Genomic DNA, 16,512 nt, shown 5'->3' on the forward strand with positions numbered 1-16,512 from the left:
GACGGGCCCAGTTGCACAACTCGCCGCTCTATGCCGCCATCGACCTCGGCTCCAACAGTTTTCACATGCTGGTGGTGCGCGAGGTCGCCGGTGCCCTGCGCACCGTCACCAAGGTCAAGCGCAAGGTTCGCCTCGCCGCCGGTCTCGATCCTGAGTTTCGCCTCAACCGTGCCGCCATGGAGCGGGGCTGGGACTGCCTGCGCCTGTTCTCCGAGCAGTTGCAGGACATTCCATCCGACAATATCCGGGTGGTGGGTACCGCCACCCTGCGCCTCGCCACCAACGTCGATGAATTCCTGAGCGAAGCGGAACGGGTGCTCAACCACAGCATCGAGATCATCTCGGGCGAGGAAGAGGCCAAGACCATCTATGAGGGGGTCTCCTGGACCTCAGCCGGGGAAGGCAACCGGCTGGTGATCGACATCGGCGGCGCCAGCACAGAGCTGGTGATAGGCGAACACAGCGAAGCCAAGCTGCTCAACAGCCTGCACATGGGCTGTGTCACCTGGCTCAACAACCACTTCGGTGATGGCGAGCTCTCCGAGGCCCGTTTCCAGCAGGCCATTGCCGCCGCCAGGACGGTGCTGGAGAAGGTGGCGGAAGATTACCGCGCCCTCGGCTGGCGCACCTGTGTCGGCGCCTCCGGCACTGTCCAGGCGCTGCAGGAGATCATGCTGGCGCAAGGGAAGAGCGAACGGGTCACCCTGCCCAAGCTGCAGGAGCTGATGGGTCAGGCCATCGCCTGTGGCAGGCTGGATCGACTGCAGCTGGAAGGGCTGGCCGCCGAGCGGCTGACCGTGTTCCCCTCCGGCCTCGCCATCCTGATCGCCATCTTCGAGACCCTGAACATAGAGAGCATGACGCTGGCGGGCGGCGCCCTGCGAGAAGGCCTGATCTACGGTCTGCTGGGCAACAATCATGACTGTGATGCCCGGGACAGAACCGCCGACAGCCTGATCAGCCGCTATCAGCTGGACAAGGAACACGCCGAGCGAGTGCGCGACACCGCAGTCGAGGCCTTCAACCAGCTGCAACCGGCCTGGCGACTCTCCAAGCGTTACGGTCGCCCGATCTTGCGTTATGCCGCCCTGCTGCACGAGATCGGCCTCTGTATCGAGTACAAGAAGGCGCCGCAACACGCCGCCTACATCATCGACAACATCGACATGCCGGGCTTCACCCCGGCGCAGAAGAAGCTGTTGTCGGCCCTGCTGTTCAACCAGCGGGACGAATTCAAGCTGGAACCGCTGGAAAAGCAGGGTGCCGTCACCGGTCGCCAGGCGATCCGGCTGGCCCGCATCCTGCGCATCGCGCTGATCCTCTGCATGCGCCGCACCCAGGGCACAGTGCCCAGCTTCACCCTGCAGGCCGAGGAGGAGTCGCTGACCCTGACCCTGCCCAAGGGGTGGATGGATGAACACTACCTGCGCGCCAGCGAGCTGCGGCTCGAGGTGGAGCGCCAGCAGAAGATGGGCTGGCCCACCCGGGTGCAGGAAGCCTGACCTCATCACCTGCCAGTCTGGGAGTCGAACATGCCGGATTACCAACCCATCAGCTGTGACCTCTACGACTGGCTCGAGATAGCCGCCCGCTGGCAACTGCCTGTGACCCTCGCCAGCCGCGACGGTCGCCGGTGGGATGACAGGATCCGGACCATAGAGGCCAGCGACGGCGTCGAGTATCTGCTGCTGCACAGTGGCGAGCGTCTCAGCCTCGCCGATCTGGCGACCCTGGATCTCGTCTGGCAGGGGGAAGCGCGGCATATCCGCTTCGCCCCCGCCAGCTGACCTCAAGGCAAAAAGGAGGGCCAACACAGGTTGGCCCTCCTTTTTTGCATCCGCGACTCACACCGGCAGTTAACCCGCCAGCGCCGCCATCACATAGACGTCGAAGCGGTTGCTCTTGGTCTCTATGGCCATGCTCGGTTTGTGCTCGTTGAGCCAGCCCGCGTAGTCCGGACGCTTCACCACCACCCGCTTCTGTGCCATCTGCAGCGCCGCCGGCAGCAGGGCATCCGCATCGAGATCCGGCCCCACCAGGGACTGGAACACCCGCATCTCCTTCTTCACCAGCGCCGACTTCTGCTTGTGGGGGAACATGGGATCCAGGTAGATGACCTCTGGCCGCTCCGGCAACGCCAGCAGGTTGTCCACCGCAGGCCCCTGCAGGAGATGCATGCGCTCGCTGACCCAGGGGCCTATCTCGGGATCCTGCGCCGCCCGCGCCAGACCGTCCTGCAGCAGGGCCGCCACCACGGGGCTGCGCTCTATCAGGGTCACCTTGCAGCCGAGGGAGGCGAGCACGAAGGCGTCACGGCCGAGCCCGGCGGTGGCATCCACCACGGTCGGCATGGCCCCGGACTTCAACCCCACCGCCTTGGCGATGGACTGGCCGCGGCCGCCACCGAACTTGCGCCTGTGAGCCACGGCCCCTTCCACGAAGTCCACATAGACGCCGCCGAGCTTGGGCTCGTCCAGCTTGCGCAGCTCCAGCCTGGTGTCAGTCAGCACCAGCGCAAAGGGGGCGGGAAACTCCACCTCGGCCAGACGCAGTCGCAGGGCGTCCAGCTCGCCGTCGCGGGCGGGCACTTCACTGAAAACCTGGATATGGGGCATAACGAAGACTCATGGCGGCACGGAAGCGGGCATGATAGCAGAAGCGGGGGATCAGCTCACTGTGGTCAGGTTGGCCAGGTTCATCCCCTGGCGATTGAGGGTCAGGTATTCCACCAGATCGTCATAGGGCAGCGGGCGGCTGAGCAGATAGCCCTGGGTGAAGGCACAGCCCTTCTGGCAGAGGAAGTTGAGCTGCTCCCGGGTCTCCACCCCCTCGATCACCACCTGCATGCCGAGGTTGTGCACTATGTTGATGATGCCGTCCAGCAGCAGCCTGTCCTGCTCGTTGAAGGGGATGTGGCGCACGAAGGATCTGTCTATCTTGACCAGATCCACCGGGAAGGTGCGCAGGTAATTGAGGGCCGAGTAGCCGGTACCGAAGTCGTCGATGGCCAGCTTGCAGCCCGCCTCGCGCAGGGCATCGATCCGCACCCTGTGCTGATCGCTGCTCTCCATCAGCAGGGACTCGGTGATCTCTATGATGATGTCCGCCGGGTCCAGGTCGAAGTGGCGGATCACCCTGAGCCACTCGTTCGCCTCGGGATCGATTGTCTGAAACTCCAGGGTGGAGCGGTTGATGGACATCTGCAACTCCGGGAAACCGGACTTCTGCAGCCTCGCCAGATCCCGGCACGACTGCCAGAGCACCAGGGCACCCAGCCCCTGGATGAGCCCCGCCTCTTCCGCCAGCGGGATGAAGTCTGCCGGCGAGACCTGACCCCAGTGGGGGTGATACCAGCGCACCAGGGCCTCCAGCTTGGCGACCCGGCCGCTACGATTGTCCCAGATGGGCTGGTAGGCCATGGTCAGCTGCGCCAGCTTGATGGCCTCCGCCAGATCCTGCTGCATCTGGTGGCGCTGGCTCACCTCTTCCCGCATGGAGGCGCTGTAGGTACCGAGGGAGCGCCCCTGCCGCTTGGCGACGAACAGCGCCTGCTCCGCATTGCGCAGCAGCTCGTCGCTGTCGCCGCCGTCGTTGGGGCAGAGGGTGATGCCGAGGGTCGCGGTCACATAGAGGTGCTGATTGGCCAGCATGAAGGGTCGGGCGAAGCCGCCGATCACCTGCTTGGCAAACACCTCGGCCTGGCGGCGGTTGACGATGCCGGGTACCAGGAAGGCGAACTCGTCGCCGCCGATGCGGGCCACCAGATCCTCGGTACGCACCCGGCTCACCAGCCGATCCGACACCTCTCGCAGCAGGGCATCGCCCACATGGTGATCCATGCTGTTGTTGACCGCCTTGAAGTTGTTGAGGTCCAGCACCATGAGGGCGAAGCGCTCCCCCCGCTCGCAGAAGCGGGCGAGACAGCGGCCGAACAGCCAGCGGTTCGGCAGCCCGGTGAGGTTGTCGTAGTTGGCCTGGGCGGCGATCTTCTGCTCCGCCAGCTTGGTCTGGGAGAGATCGCTGAAAATGGCGATGTACTGGCTGATCCTGCCCCCTTCCCGCAGGGCGCTGATCATCAGCTGCTGGGGATAGAGCTTGCCGTTCTTGCGCTTGTTCCACACCTCGCCGCGCCAGATCCCCACCCGCTCCAGGGCGTGGTACATGTCGGCGTAGAAGGTCTGATCGTGCAGCCCGGACTTGAGCAGGCTGGGACGCTGGCCGCGGGCCTCCTCCTCGCTGTAGCCGGTGATCTTCTCGAACGCCGGGTTCACCGAGATGATGCGGCTGTCGGCATCGCACACCAGGATGGCCTCGGAGAGGTTGTCATAGACCCGGTGGGAGAGCTTGAGCTGCTCCGCATGACGCTTCATGGGGTCTATGTTCTCCAGCACCACCATGAGGTAGTCGGGATGCATCTGCTCGTTGCGGATCAGGGTCACGGTCACCCGGCCCCACAGCACAGAGCCGTCCCGGTGCAGGTAGCGCTTCTCCTGGGTAAAGGCGGGGCGCTCTCCCCGCTTGAGGGCGTCGTAGAGAGGGATGCTGGTCAGCCAGTCGTCTGGGTGGTTGAGCTCGGCGACGGTGAGCCGCAGCAGCTCCTGCTGGCTGTAGCCCAGCATCTTCTCGATGGCCGGGTTGACCCAGAGGATGGTGCCGTTGAGATCGAGCTTGCCGATGCCGACCGGCGCATGGGACATCATGGTGTCCAGGAAGTCCGGGCATTCCGGCTGGGTTGGGGGCGACTGACGCTGCTGCTGATACATCAGGGCCAGTTCACGGCCGGCGAGCGGCGCCAGCAGCCGCAGCAGCCCCATGATCTTGTCCATTCTGGGGGTGGCCCGCTTGAACATGACACTGCACAGTCCCAGGGTCTCGCCCTCGGCACTCTTCAGTGCGACGCCGGCATAGGCCCTGACCTGGCAGCGCTCCAGCACGGCCGCATGGGGAAACAGCTCCCGGGTACGATCGCTGAACCAGGCTTCTCCCTGCTGCATGGCGATCTCGCCCGGGGTGTCCGCGAGGGGGAAGCTGTAGGAATTGATGTCGAGAGAGGCGGGATAGGCGGCATGCACGGTGAAGAAGAGCCCGGCCTGATCCTTGCCTGAAACCAGGACGAAGTCAGCCCCGACCGCGTTGGCGATTTCACTCACAAAGGTATCAAAATATCCCTGACCACTCGAATGAGACAGGCTGGAGATGATTTGATAGACAGACTCGAGTGCTCGCCTCATGGCAAGGTTCTTTCTCTCCTTGGAAGGTAGAACCCGACTCTACTGAAGAGGCGGGGCCAGTGCAAACATGCACTCCGCAAGATATTAAAAAGCCTTGGAAAAAGGGACCAAAAGGTCCCTTTTTCTCTCAAAAATCACGCTGTGATCCCACTATGTCGCAAATCTGTACCTGCTTGAAGCTCACGCCGGCGAAGGCGCCGGGCCTCAGGCGGCTATCCCGCTGTGACGTAGCAGGGCATCCACCTTGGGCTCGCGACCGCGGAAGGCGCGGAACAGCTCCATCGGCTCCTTGGACCCCCCCTTCTCCAGAATGTGCTTCAGGAAGGATTGGCCGGTGGCCGGGTTGAAGATCCCCTCCTCCTCGAAACGGGAGAAGGCATCGGCGGAGAGCACCTCGGCCCACTTGTAGCTGTAGTAGCCCGCCGCATAGCCGCCCGCGAAGATGTGGGAGAAGCTGTGCTGGAAGCGGTTGAATGCCGGCGGCGTCATCACGGCCACCTGGCTGCGCACCTCCGCCAGCAGGGCCGGGATCTGATCCGGCCTGGCCGGGTCAAACTCCTGGTGCAGACGGAAGTCGAACAGGGCGAACTCCAGCTGACGCAGCATCTGCATCGCCGCCTGGAAGTTGCGGGCGGTCAGCATCTTCTCCAGCAGATCCGCGGGCAGCGGCTCGCCGGTTTCATGATGGCCGGAGATGAAGGCCAGCGCCTCGGACTCCCAGCACCAGTTCTCTAGGAACTGGCTCGGCAGCTCCACCGCATCCCAGGCCACGCCGTTGATACCGGCCACGCCGGCCACGTCGATGCGGGTCAGCATGTGGTGAATGCCGTGGCCGAACTCGTGGAACAGGGTGACCACTTCGTTGTGGGTGAACAGGGCCGGCTTGCCATCCACCGGGCCGTTGAAGTTGCAGGTCAGGTAGGCCACCGGCTTTTGCAGCGAGCCATCCTGACGGTAGCGACGGCCGAGGCAGACATCCATCCAGGCGCCGCCCTGCTTGTGTTCCCGGGCGTAGAGGTCGAGGTAGAAGCTGCCGCGCAGCTCGTCCTCGGCATCGAAGATGTCGTAGAAGCGCACGTCCGGGTGCCAGGTGTCGATGCCGAGGCGCTCGCGCACCTTCATGCCGAACACCCGCTTCACCACCTCGAACAGCCCCTTCACCACCTTGCTGGCGGGGAAGTAGGGGCGCAGTTGCTCGTCGGAGATGGAGAACTTGTGCTGCTTGAGCTTCTCGGCGTAGTAGGCGAGATCCCAGGCCGCCAGCTCGCTCTGGCCGTGCTGTTCGGCGGCGAAGGCGCGGATCTCCTCCAGCTCGGCCTTGCCTTGTGGCAGGGACTTGGCTGCCAGATCCGTGAGGAAGCTCACCACCTGCTCGGGCTTGTCCGCCATCTTGGTGGCCAGGGAGAGCTCGGCGTAGTTGGCAAAACCCAGCAGCTGGGCCAGCTCGCGGCGCAGGGTGAGCAGCTCGCTCATGATGGCGGAGTTGTCCCACTTGCCCGCATTGGGGCCCTGGTCGGAGGCGCGGGTGGTGAAGGCCTCATACAGCTCGGCCCGCAGGGCACGGTTGTCCGCATACATCATCACCGGCAGGTAGGAGGGGATATCCAGGGTGAACAGCCACCCCTCCTTGCCCTTGAGTTCGGCCATCTGGCGGGCGGCCGCCTGCGCGCTCGCGGGCAGACCGGCCAGTTCGGCCTCGTCGGTCACCAGCTTGCTCCAGCCCTGGGTCGCATCCAGCACGTTGTTGCTGAAGCGGGAGGCCAGCTCCGAGAGGCGAGACTGGATCTCGCCATAGCGCTGCTGCGCCTCGGCGGGCAGACCTATGCCGGACAGGCGGAAGTCGCGCAGGGTATTCTGGATCTCCTTGCGCTGGGCGCCGCTCAGCAGGAGGAAGTCGTCGCTCTCGGAGAGGGCCAGATAGGCTTGATAGAGCCCTTCATGCTGGCCCACATAGGTCTGGAATTCGGAGAGCAGCGGCAGGCAGGCGTCATGGGCCGCGCGCAGCGCCTCGCTGTTCTGTACGGCGTTGAGGTGGCTGACCGGCGACCAGATCCGGGACAGGCGGTCATTGACCTCTTCCAGCGGGGCGATCAGGCTGTCCCAGGTGTGGGGCTCCTTCTGCGCCAGCACATCTGCAATCTTCTGTTTGCAATCGGCGATGGCCTGCGTCACGGCAGGCTGCACCTGATCGGGCTGGATCTGGCTGAAGGGGGGCAGCGAGTCCATCGTCAGCAAAGGGTTAGTCATCTGCGGTACCTCTAAATGCTCTGCAGCCCCTGCCGTCCAGAAGCTTGCTTGGACCATCTAAGATGTAGGCAGAAACCCCATTTATCAAGCCTTTGCCGCCCAGAGCCGGGTCTGCTGCCCAGATTTCGCCAAAAGCTGCTCATTAATGCAGCGATCCGGCATCCGGAGACGACAATGCCGGCCAAAGGGCCGGCATTGTGAGGGCATCGACGCTACCCGTATCAGCGTTGGGCGTCCTCTTTCAACCACTGGGCGACCCGCTTGGCGAAGTAGGTGAGGATGCCGTCGGCACCGGCCCGCTTGAAGCAGAGCAGGGACTCCAGCACGCACTCCTTCTCTTTCAGCCAGCCGTTCTGGATCGCCGCCATGTGCATGGCATACTCGCCGCTCACCTGGTAGGCGAAGGTCGGCACCCCGAACTGATCCTTCACCCGACGGATGACGTCCAGGTAGGGCATGCCCGGCTTGACCATGACGCTGTCCGCCCCTTCGGCGATATCCAGCGCCACCTCGTGCAGCGCCTCGTTGCCGTTGGCCGGATCCATCTGATAGCTGGCCTTGTTGCTCTTGCCGAGGTTGGCGGCGGAGCCCACCGCATCGCGGAACGGGCCGTAGTAGCTGGAGGCGTACTTGGCGGAGTAGGCCATGATCTGGACGTTAACGAAGCCGTTCTCTTCCAGCGCGGCGCGAATCGCTCCGATGCGGCCATCCATCATGTCGGACGGCGCCACTATGTCGGCCCCGGCGGCGGCGTGGGAGAGCGCCTGCTTCACCAGGATCCCGGTGGTGATGTCGTTTTGCACATAGCCTTCGTCATCGATGATGCCGTCCTGACCGTGGGTGGTGAAGGGATCCAGCGCCACATCTGTGATGACACCCAGCTCCGGGAAGCGGGCCTTGAGGGCGCGGGTCGCCCGCTGGGCCAGCCCGTCCGGGTTGTAGGCCTCTTCCGCCAGCAGGCTCTTCTGCGCCAGCGGCGTCACCGGGAACAGGGCGATGGCGGGCACGCCGAGGGCCACCAGCTCTTCGGCCTCCGCCAGCAGCAGATCGATGGAGAGCCTGTCCACCCCCGGCATGGAGGCGACGGCCTCACGCTGACCCTCCCCCTCCAGCACGAACACCGGATAGATGAGATCGTTGACGGTCAGCTGGTTCTCGCGCACCAGACGACGGCTGAAATCATGTTTGCGCACCCGGCGCAGGCGGCGACCCGGAAAGGTGCCCGGAAGAGTTATGGCCATGAATCACTCCAGAAGAGGAAGTTGGAAAAATGCGGCGGAGGTGGCCCGGGTATGGGCCAGCAAGGCCTCGGGCGCTTCACCACGGCAGGCCGCCACCACCTGGGCGATGTGCGGCAAAAAAGCGGGTTCGTTGCGTTTCGGACGCGGTTTCAAATCCCGCGGTACCAGATAGGGAGCATCGGTCTCGATCATCAGGCGACCGGCGGGAATGCGCGCCACCTGCTCGCGCAGCAACTGGCCGCGCCGCTCGTCGCACAGCCAGCCGGTCACTCCGATATGCAGCCCCAGCGCCAGGCACTGGTCCAGCTCCTCGTCGGAGCCGGTGAAGCAGTGCAGCACGGCCCCCGGCAATCTGGGCAACCAGGGCCGCAGGATCTCGACAAAGCGGGTGTGGGCATCGCGGCAGTGGAGAAACACCGGCATCCCCAGCTCGGCGGCCAGCGCCAGCTGGGTGTCGAACACCGCATCCTGCACCGGACGGGGGGAAAAGTCGCGGTTGTAGTCGAGGCCGCACTCGCCGATGGCCACCACCTGGGGCAGCGCCGCCAGTGCACGCAGGGCGGGCAGGGTCTGCTCATCCACGCTCTTGGCATCGTGGGGATGCACCCCGGCGGTGGAGAAGCAGTAACCGGGCCACTCGGCGGCCAGTTCAGCACTCTCGCGGCTGCCGGCCAGATCGGTACCGGTCAGGATCAGCGCCTCGACCCCGGCGGCGCGGGCGCGGGCCACCAGTGCTGGCTGTTCGCCGGCAAACTGGGGGCTGGTGAGGTTGAGACCAATGTCGATCATGGGATCAGAGGTTCCGAACAAAAGGAATACATATCAGGTATTTGAAAACCATCTACTCGATGGGGCATCACCATACGCCTCGAACGGATGCATGAAAAGAGGAAGGGAGCCTCAGCTCCCCTCGTTCTGCTATTCCTGCGGACTTCGTCATCCTCTCGCCGTCCGGCAAACAGATGACGAACAGAGTCTCAGCTCTCCACATCCGGTTGTTCCTGCTCTTCCTCGTCCTCTTTCCTCACATAGAAGCGGGCGAAGAAGAGACCTATCTCCCACAGGGCCCACATGGGGATCGCCAGCAGGGTCTGGGAGAAGACGTCGGGCGGGGTCAGCAGCATGCCGACCACGAAGACCCCGACGATGACGTAGGGGCGCTTCTCCTTCAGGCTCTTGGGGGTGGTGACCCCGGTCCAGCACAGCAATATGGTGGCCACAGGTATCTCGAACGCCACCCCGAACGCGAAGAACAGGGTCAGCACGAAGTCCAGATAGCTGGCAATGTCGGTCGCCACCGTCACCCCGGCGGGGGCCGTGCTGGTGAAGAAGCCGAACACCAGGGGGAACACCACGTAGTAGGCGAACGCCATGCCGGCATAGAAGAGCACGGCACTGGAGGCCACCAACGGCATGACGAGACGCCGCTCGTGCTGGTACAGGCCGGGGGCGATGAAGGCCCAGGCCTGATAGAGCAGATAGGGGATGGCCACGAAGAAGGAGACCACCAGGGTCAGCTTGATGGGCGTGATGAAGGGGGTCGCCACGTCCGTCGCTATCATGCTGGTCCCTTCAGGCAGCTGGCTGAGCAGCGGCCGGGCCACGAAATCGTAGATGTCGTTGGAGAAATAGATGAGCGCGACAAACGCCAGCAGGATGGCGGAGATGGAACGCAGCAGGCGGGTTCTCAGCTCCACCAGGTGGCTGATAAGGGGTTGTTCGGCCTGACTCATGGCTTCACCTCCCCCTTGCCGGCAGACTCGCTGACGGGCTCGCGCTGGCTGTTGACCGGCGGCACCTCGGTCAGCTGCACGGCAGGCTCCACCGGGGCGACGGGTTCAGACTGGGCGACCGGCTCGGAGCGTGGCGGGCGGATCTCGTTCTGCGCTTCCTGTTGTGGCTGATAGGGACGGTTCACCGACTGGGCCGCCGCCTTCAACTGCTCGATGGACTCCTGCAGCTCTGGGCTCAGGTTGTTCATCTGCAACTGCTCGGCCTTCTTCAGATCATTGTGCAGCTCTTGCAACTTCAGCTCCTGCTCCAGCTCTGTCTTGACCGAGTTGGCGGTACTGCGGATCAGCCTGATCCAGTGGCTGGCGGTACGGATGGCGACCGGCAACCGCTCGGGACCCAGCACCACCAGGGCGACGACACCGATGACGACCAGCTCCCAAAAACCGATGTCGAACATGGCTTAGGCCTGATCTTTGTCTTTCTGCTTGGCGGTCTCGGCACTGCTGGCCGTCTCGTTCAGCTGCTTGGCCGGAAACTCCGCATCCTTCTGCTCGGGCTTGGCATCGGCCGGATCATCCGACAGCGCCTTCTTGAACCCCTTCACGGCCGCACCCAGATCGCCGCCGATACCGCGCAGCTTCTTGGTACCGAACAGCAGCACGACGATGACTGCGATGATCAACAATTGCCAAATACTGATACCACCCATGACTTTCTCTCCAGGATAGGCGCCTGATGGCGCAGTTTAATTAATGAATGCGGGTCTTCAACCAGCCCAGCAGCCAGCATAACCCGGCGCCGGCGAGACTGATTTGTCCCCACTCAATATGTTGTTTCTGGGTCAGCAAGAATACACCCACCAACAGTAGGCTGGCTCCCACCCCTAAGAGGTAGCGGGCCTGTCCCTGACGGCGGCTGTGCAGGCGAAAATCGGCGAACATCTGCTCGAAGTGGTGCTGCTGATGCCGCGCCTGGCGCAGGGTCTCGTAGACCAGCTCCGGCAGCTCCGGCAGCTTCTCCGCCCAGAAGGGGGCCTTCTCGCGGATCGCATTGAGCACCGCCTTGGGGCCCACCTGCTCGTGCATCCAGCTTTCCAGGTAGGGCTTGGCGGTCTGCCACAGATCCAGCTGGGGATAGAGCTGACGCCCCAATCCTTCCACATAGAGCAGGGTCTTCTGCAGCAACACCAGCTGGGGCTGCACCTGCATGTTGAAGCGACGGGCGGTGTTGAACAGGTTGAGCAGCACGTGGCCGAACGAAATTTCGGAGAGCGGCTTCTCGAAGATGGGCTCCAGCACGGTGCGGATGGCGAACTCGAACTCGTCCACCTTGGTGTCGGGCGGTACCCAGCCGGACTCCACGTGCAGCTGCGCCACCCGCTGATAGTCGCGGTTGAAGAAGGCGAGGAAGTTCTCCGCCAGGTAGCGCTTGTCTTCCCGGTTCAGGGTGCCGACTATGCCGCAGTCGATGCCGATCCAGAGCGGATTCTCCGGATGCTCGTAGGAGACGAAAATGTTGCCCGGGTGCATGTCCGCATGGAAGAAGCTGTCACGGAACACCTGGGTGAAGAAGACCTCGACCCCGCGCTCCGCCAGCAGTTTCATGTTGGTGCCGTTGGCCTCCAGCGCGGCGATGTCGGAGACGGGAATGCCGTAGATGCGCTCCATCACCAGCACCTGCTCGCGGCAGTGATCCGTGTAGACCTCGGGCACATAGAGCGCCTCCGAGCCGGTGAAGTTGCGCCTCAGCTGGATGGCGTTGGCGGCTTCGCGCATCAGATTCAACTCGTCGAGTATGGTCTTGCGGTACTCCTCCACCACCTCGACGGGGCGCAGCCGTGCGCTCTGGGGCACGAAACGGGCCACCAGACGGGCCAGCGCCTGCATCAGTCGCAGATCGGCCTCGATGACGGGCTCTATGTCGGGACGGATCACCTTGATGACGATCTCCCGGCCATTCTCCTTCAAGCGGGCGGTATGGACCTGGGCAATGGAGGCGGATGCCAGCGGCGTCTCGTCGAAGTCATCGAACAGCGTCTCGATGGGGCAACCCAGGCTCGCCTCTATCTGGCGCCTGGCCTCCTGCCCGCAGAAGGGGGGCACCCTGTCCTGCAGCAGAGCCAGCTCTTCGGCGATGTCCGGTGGCAGCAGATCCCGGCGGGTCGACAGCATCTGGCCGAACTTGATGAAGATGGGGCCCAGGGCCTCGAAGGCGAGGCGAATGCGGGCGCCCCTGCACAGCTCCGGCTGTTTGTTCTTGAGCCAGAACAGGCTGCGGCGCACCAGGCGTCCGGGCCAGGGTTGATAGCGGGCGGGAACCAGCTCGTCGATGCCCTGCTCCAGCAGGATGCTGACGATGCGATAGAGGCGTTTGAACTCCTTGGGGGTCATCAGCTCACCTGCTGCTCGAGGCGGGCCAGCCGCAACTCGACCGCCTTCATGTGTTGTGCCAGCAGCTCGACGTCGTCGTTGAAGCTCGCCACTTCCAGCGGGCCGGGGGCGAGGCGGGCCTCCTCGGTGAGGTACTCGGCCAGCTGGCGCTGGGAGCGGCACAACTCGCGGCCCACCACGCGACGGGCCTGACGGGCGCCGCCACACAGGGTATGAGCCAGCACGTCGCCGGTATAGCGCGACAGCTCCTCCTCCCAGTCGATGTCCAGCTCCCCCAGCAGGGCGCTGAAGGCCTGCACCAGCTGGGGATCGCCGCTCAAGTCCAGCTTCTCCTCGCGGATATAGCGAGTCAGGGCGGAAGGATCCTTCAGCAGGCCGATCGCCGTCAGCGACAGGCTCAGCACGGCGTCGGGCTCCCCTTCATAGCGGGCCAGCACGTCAAGTCGACGCTCGGAGAAGACAAACCAGAGCGGCTTGAGCTCACGCAGCTCCAGCTTGAGCACCTTGCCCACGAGCTTGCGCAGCCGCGCAGGGCTCTGCTTGTCGAGTGCCAGCAACTGGTTGAGGCTGGTTTCGATCACCGCGGTGACCATGGCATCCATCGGCATAGGCGACCTTAAAACTTGTAACCGCGGTGCAGGGCGACCACACCCTGAGTCAGGTTGTAGAACTCCACCTGCTCGAAGCCGACCTGCTCCATCATGCCCGCTAGGGTCTGCTGATCCGGGTGCATGCGAATGGATTCCGCCAGGTACTTGTAGCTTTCCCCGTCGTTCGCGACGATTTCGCCCATTTTCGGCAGCAGCTTGAAGGAGTAGAGATCGTAGAGCTTGGCGATCACCTCGGTCGAAGGCTTGGAGAACTCCAGCACCAGCAGACGGCCACCCGGCTTGAGCACCCGGAACATGGAGGCCAGCGCCTTGTCCTTGTCGGTCACGTTGCGCAGGCCGAAGCCTATGGTGATGACGTCGAAGTGGTTGTCCGGGAAGGGCAGCGCCTCGGCATTGGCCTGCACATAGGAGACGTTGTTCGCCACCCCCAGGTTGCGCAGCTTGTCGCGGCCCACCTTGAGCATGGAGTCGTTGATGTCCGCCAGCACCACCTGACCCGTCTCGCCGACGATGCGGGAGAACTTGGCGGTCAGATCCCCGGTGCCACCGGCCAGATCCAGCACCTTCTGACCCTTGCGCACACCGGAACAGTCGATGGTGAAGCGCTTCCACAGGCGGTGAATGCCGAATGACATCAGATCGTTCATCAGATCATACTTGGCCGCCACCGAATGGAAGACGCCAGCCACCAGAGTTTCCTTCTCGGTCGCCGCCACGGTTTTATAGCCAAAATGCGTAGTATTAGTCTGTTCCGACATCCCTCAAACACCCATAGAGCAAAGAATGGCCGCCAGTTTACCAGAGCCGGTGACCTGCGGACACCTTAAACCCGGCTGGCAACCAACTGCATCCCCAGCATCACCATGGCCATACAGAGGAAGAGATTGAGACCTATGTTGAGCAGTGCCTTCAGATAGGCGCCTTGCTGTGCCAGCACCACGGTATCCAGGGCGAAAGAGGAGAAGGTGGTCAGGGCTCCGAGGATACCCACCATCAGCAGCGGCTTCATGGGGTGTTCCACCACATGGCCATGGCTGATCAGCGCAAAGGCGATGCCCATGATGAAGGAGCCCAGCACGTTGACCACCAGGGTGCCATAGGGGAAGTGGCGTCCCAGCAGCAGCGCCATCAACTCGGCGATACCAAAACGAAGGCAGGCGCCGATGGCACCACCGGCCGCGACAAATAACCAGGTTTGCATGGGGAGGCTCCATAAGTGTCAGGCCGACATTATGCAAAATGCCGGCAAGCGGGGATAGCGGGGCAATTAATCTGCGGGGTTGATCGCCTCATCGGCGAAAATCCACCGGCTCTGTCTGATCCAGATGCAGGGAGGTCTGCGCTGGCCGGGTCTCGGCAATCACGCGCCCATGGCGGATGGAGTAGCGCACCGGCACCTGACGACGCACAGCATCGAAGCCGCTCTCGGCGGGCAGGATCAGCAGGTTGGCCGGTTTTCCCACCTCGATGCCATAGCGATCCTGCACGTTCAGGGTGCGGGCACTGTGGCTGCTGATGAGCTTCAAGCCGTCGTTGATCTGCTCGTAGCCCATGATCTGGCAGACATGCAGCCCCATGTGCAGCACCTGCAACATGTTGGCCGTTCCCATGGGATACCAGGGATCGAACACATCGTCGTGGCCGAAGCAGACGTTGATGTTCGCTTCCAGCATCTCCTTCACCCGGGTGATGCCCCGGCGCTTGGGGTAGGTATCGAAACGTCCCTGCAGGTGAATGTTCACCAACGGATTGGCGACGAAGTTGATGTCCGCCATCTTGAGCAATCGGAACAGGCGAGAGGCATAGGCCCCGTTGTAGGAGTGCATGGCGGTGGTGTGGCTGGCGGTGACGCGATAGCCGATACCACGCTCGTAGGCGAGCGTCACCAGGGTCTCGATAAAGCGGGACTGCTCGTCATCGATTTCGTCGCAGTGCACATCCACCAGAACCTGATACTTCTCGGCAAGATCGAAGACGTAATGCAGACTTTCGACCCCATACTCCCGGGTGAACTCGAAATGGGGGATGGCGCCTATTACGTCGGCGCCCAGCTTGAGCGCCTCTTCCAGCAAGGCCTTGCCGTTGGGATAGGAGAGGATCCCCTCTTGTGGGAAGGCCACTATCTGTAGCTCGACCCACGCCTTCATCTCCTCCCGCACCTCCAGCATGGCTTTCAGGGCCACCAGGTTGGGGTCGGAGACATCCACATGGGTGCGAACGAACTGGATGCCGTTGGCGATCTGCCACTTCAGCGTCTGTATGGCCCGCCGCTTCACATCTTCATGGGTCAGCAGCGCCTTGCGTTCGGCCCAGCGCTCTATCCCCTCGAACAGGGTACCGGAGAGGTTCCAGCTCGGCTCACCGGCGGTCTGGGTAGTATCGAGGTGAATGTGGGGCTCGATAAAGGGGGGCATCGCCATCCCCTCCTCCCCATCCAGTTCCCGGGTGGAGAGGAGGATCTGGCTCATGGGGGCTATGGTCCTGATCAGACCATCCTGACACAGGATCTGCCACAGCCCCTCCCTGCCACTCAGACGCACATTCTTTATCAACATGTACCTTTCCCCTTAGAGACGCTGGTTGCCTTTGCCAATCCACAACTTAGCTCGGATCAATTTAATAGAAAAGCGTTCACACAGAATGCAGATGAGACTGACATCATTGAAGGAGAGCAACGATGAAGGGAGTGGACCGGGATGAGAGCAGGATTGACCGAGATCGGCAGCGCAGGCTTGTTTCACGAGTATCTGCAGACGCTGGGCATCAACAAGCCCCCATTGACCGCGATCGACGAGCAGTGGGAGTACAGACGGAACGAACAGCTGGTCGCAGCCATTCAGATAGAGGCTTCCGGGCAGGCCCGCTTCTATCTCGATGCCAGACAGATTTCAATGAACTGAATGGTAAAAACAAAAAAGCCTCCCTTTTCAGGGAGGCTTTCGTTTTCATGGTGCTGATACCCAGAGTCGAACTGGGGACCTCATCCTTACCAAGGATGCGCTCTACCAACTGAGCCATATCAGCACACTAACCGGTAAAGACCGCACTGTGTGTGCTA

At 62.9% G+C, this 16,512-nt stretch carries 16 protein-coding genes and 1 tRNA gene; 3 read left to right on the forward strand and 14 right to left on the reverse strand.

Annotation, left to right across the window (positions count from 1 at the left end; all coding sequences use genetic code 11):
- Positions 1–11: 11 nt before the first annotated feature.
- Positions 12–1,502: a guanosine-5'-triphosphate,3'-diphosphate diphosphatase gene (gene gppA / locus AC1IN8_RS19970; protein ID WP_479760338.1), complete on the forward strand. Its 1,491-nt coding sequence runs from the start codon at positions 12–14 to the stop codon at positions 1,500–1,502.
- Positions 1,503–1,532: 30 nt separating this feature from the next.
- Positions 1,533–1,787: a Rho-binding antiterminator gene (locus tag AC1IN8_RS19975; RefSeq protein WP_479760320.1), complete on the forward strand. Its 255-nt coding sequence runs from the start codon at positions 1,533–1,535 to the stop codon at positions 1,785–1,787.
- A 69-nt stretch (positions 1,788–1,856) separates the two neighbouring features.
- Here AC1IN8_RS19975 and AC1IN8_RS19980 read toward each other — a convergent pair whose 3' ends face one another.
- The 13 genes from AC1IN8_RS19980 to AC1IN8_RS20040 all read right to left on the reverse strand — a co-directional run bounded on the left by AC1IN8_RS19980 (position 1,857) and on the right by AC1IN8_RS20040 (position 16,009).
- On the reverse strand, positions 1,857–2,615 hold the full coding sequence (locus AC1IN8_RS19980; RefSeq protein ID WP_406569531.1) for a class I SAM-dependent methyltransferase: 759 nt from the start codon (positions 2,613–2,615) through the stop codon (positions 1,857–1,859).
- A gap of 51 nt (positions 2,616–2,666) precedes the next feature.
- Positions 2,667–5,231 carry a sensor domain-containing phosphodiesterase gene (locus tag AC1IN8_RS19985; RefSeq protein ID WP_319914028.1) on the reverse strand — a complete coding sequence of 855 codons (2,565 nt, stop codon included), beginning with the start codon at positions 5,229–5,231 and terminating at the stop codon, positions 2,667–2,669.
- A gap of 204 nt (positions 5,232–5,435) precedes the next feature.
- Positions 5,436–7,478 carry an oligopeptidase A gene (gene prlC / locus AC1IN8_RS19990; protein WP_479760323.1) on the reverse strand — a complete coding sequence of 681 codons (2,043 nt, stop codon included), beginning with the start codon at positions 7,476–7,478 and terminating at the stop codon, positions 5,436–5,438.
- Positions 7,479–7,699: 221 nt separating this feature from the next.
- Complete coding sequence (hemB, locus tag AC1IN8_RS19995; protein ID WP_479760325.1) at positions 7,700–8,719, reverse strand: porphobilinogen synthase; 1,020 nt, start codon at positions 8,717–8,719, stop codon at positions 7,700–7,702.
- A gap of 3 nt (positions 8,720–8,722) precedes the next feature.
- Positions 8,723–9,508 (reverse strand): TatD family hydrolase, encoded by a 786-nt coding sequence (locus AC1IN8_RS20000; protein WP_404837446.1) that lies wholly within the window; start codon positions 9,506–9,508, stop codon positions 8,723–8,725.
- 188 nt (positions 9,509–9,696) lie between these two features.
- Entirely contained in the window at positions 9,697–10,452 is a 756-nt protein-coding gene (gene tatC, locus AC1IN8_RS20005; protein WP_247627730.1) for a twin-arginine translocase subunit TatC, read from the reverse strand.
- A complete protein-coding gene (gene tatB / locus AC1IN8_RS20010) occupies positions 10,449–10,910 on the reverse strand; it encodes a Sec-independent protein translocase protein TatB (RefSeq protein ID WP_479760328.1) in 462 nt (153 codons plus the stop codon). Before tatB ends, tatC begins: the two co-directional genes overlap by 4 nt.
- Positions 10,911–10,913: 3 nt before the next feature.
- Complete coding sequence (gene tatA / locus AC1IN8_RS20015; protein ID WP_025328841.1) at positions 10,914–11,162, reverse strand: Sec-independent protein translocase subunit TatA; 249 nt, start codon at positions 11,160–11,162, stop codon at positions 10,914–10,916.
- A 40-nt stretch (positions 11,163–11,202) separates the two neighbouring features.
- The gene (ubiB, locus tag AC1IN8_RS20020) at positions 11,203–12,843 is read right to left on the reverse strand and encodes a ubiquinone biosynthesis regulatory protein kinase UbiB (protein WP_139438510.1); all 1,641 of its coding nucleotides are present in this window, start codon (positions 12,841–12,843) and stop codon (positions 11,203–11,205) included.
- Positions 12,843–13,451, reverse strand: coding sequence for a ubiquinone biosynthesis accessory factor UbiJ (locus tag AC1IN8_RS20025; protein WP_454009065.1), 609 nt, complete (start codon positions 13,449–13,451; stop codon positions 12,843–12,845). The genes ubiB and AC1IN8_RS20025 overlap by 1 nt, the downstream gene beginning before the upstream one ends.
- An 8-nt stretch (positions 13,452–13,459) precedes the next feature.
- A complete protein-coding gene (gene ubiE, locus AC1IN8_RS20030; RefSeq protein ID WP_139438504.1) occupies positions 13,460–14,212 on the reverse strand; it encodes a bifunctional demethylmenaquinone methyltransferase/2-methoxy-6-polyprenyl-1,4-benzoquinol methylase UbiE in 753 nt (250 codons plus the stop codon).
- A gap of 65 nt (positions 14,213–14,277) precedes the next feature.
- A complete protein-coding gene (gene crcB, locus AC1IN8_RS20035) occupies positions 14,278–14,655 on the reverse strand; it encodes a fluoride efflux transporter CrcB (protein WP_479760330.1) in 378 nt (125 codons plus the stop codon).
- Positions 14,656–14,743: 88 nt separating this feature from the next.
- Positions 14,744–16,009, reverse strand: coding sequence for a cytosine deaminase (locus AC1IN8_RS20040; protein WP_479760332.1), 1,266 nt, complete (start codon positions 16,007–16,009; stop codon positions 14,744–14,746).
- Positions 16,010–16,150: 141 nt separating this feature from the next.
- Between AC1IN8_RS20040 and AC1IN8_RS20045 the strand changes: the two genes are divergently transcribed.
- Positions 16,151–16,354 (forward strand): hypothetical protein, encoded by a 204-nt coding sequence (locus AC1IN8_RS20045; RefSeq protein ID WP_479760333.1) that lies wholly within the window; start codon positions 16,151–16,153, stop codon positions 16,352–16,354.
- 48 nt (positions 16,355–16,402) lie between these two features.
- Here the strand turns inward: AC1IN8_RS20045 and AC1IN8_RS20050 are convergent.
- Positions 16,403–16,478, reverse strand: a tRNA-Thr gene (locus tag AC1IN8_RS20050).
- Positions 16,479–16,512: the final 34 nt, after the last annotated feature.

The sequence above is a fragment of the Aeromonas sp. 130281 genome, assembly GCF_056642115.1.